This is a genomic window from Oleiphilus sp. HI0067 (assembly GCF_001635735.1).
Map to the genome: position 1 here is coordinate 1 of NZ_LWFI01001341.1, position 842 is coordinate 842.

General features: G+C 45.5%; 1 protein-coding gene and 1 pseudogene. Both read right to left on the reverse strand.

Features of this window, described 5'->3' with window-relative positions; all coding sequences use genetic code 11:
- Positions 1-253: pseudogene (locus A3739_RS21265) on the reverse strand (phenylalanine--tRNA ligase subunit alpha); the annotation flags it as partial.
- Between the two features lie 113 nt (positions 254-366).
- Positions 367-726: a 50S ribosomal protein L20 gene (rplT, locus tag A3739_RS21270; RefSeq protein WP_068476609.1), complete on the reverse strand. Its 360-nt coding sequence runs from the start codon at positions 724-726 to the stop codon at positions 367-369.
- Between the last annotated feature and the right edge of the window lie 116 nt (positions 727-842).

Consider the following 842-nt stretch of genomic DNA (forward strand, 5'->3'; position numbering starts at 1 on the left):
CTTCAAGCGCTTTCTGTTCCATAGAATCTTTTTTAGTACTGAGGTTAGCCATGACGGCTTCTTTGGCCTCATTGATCTTAGCACCAGCTGCTGGTCGCTCTGCTGGATCTAGCTTGCCAAGACCTTTAAGTAATGCAGTGATTTGGCCTTTCTTACCAAGATAATCAACGCGTACCTGATCCAGTTCAGCGATAGTAGAGGCGTCGGATACCGCCTTGTTCGCGCTCTGGACGAGTTGATCTAGGTTTTCCATTTATTGTTCTCCGAAAACAAAAATAGGGGGCATAGCCCCCTATTAAAATGTGCTCGATTCGTGCGGGCTGCTGAATCTAAATTAGCTTTTCAACAGTTCCTCACAAACGGCTTTTAGTTAGCTAATGCTGATTTAGCCTTTTCAACAACCGCTGCAAATACAGGCGCATCGTTCATTGCGAGATCTGCAAGAACTTTACGATCGATTTCAACGTTTGATTTTTTCAAGCCAGCAATAAGACGGCTGTATGACAAACCGTTCAAACGCGCACCAGCATTGATACGTGCAATCCACAATTGACGGAATTGACGCTTACGCTGCTTACGGTCACGGTATGCATATTGACCAGCTTTGATAACTGCTTGTTTAGCTACACGAAATACTCGGCTACGAGCTCCGTAGTAACCTTTAGCTTGCTTTAATACTTTCTTGTGGCGACGGTGCGCGGTAACTCCACGTTTTACGCGAGGCATAGTGTTCTCCTAAACTAAATTTTTTGAACCAATTAGATACGCAACATGCGCTTGATTGACGCTTGATCCGCGTCTGCAACTTGCTTGCAACCGCGAAGCTGACGCTTACGCTTTGG

What these genes read in the sequence shown, in the direction of transcription:
- rplT (WP_068476609.1), bottom strand. Translation starts at nt 726, where the DNA reads ATGCCTCGCGTAAAACGTGGAGTTACCGCGCACCGTCGCCACAAGAAA.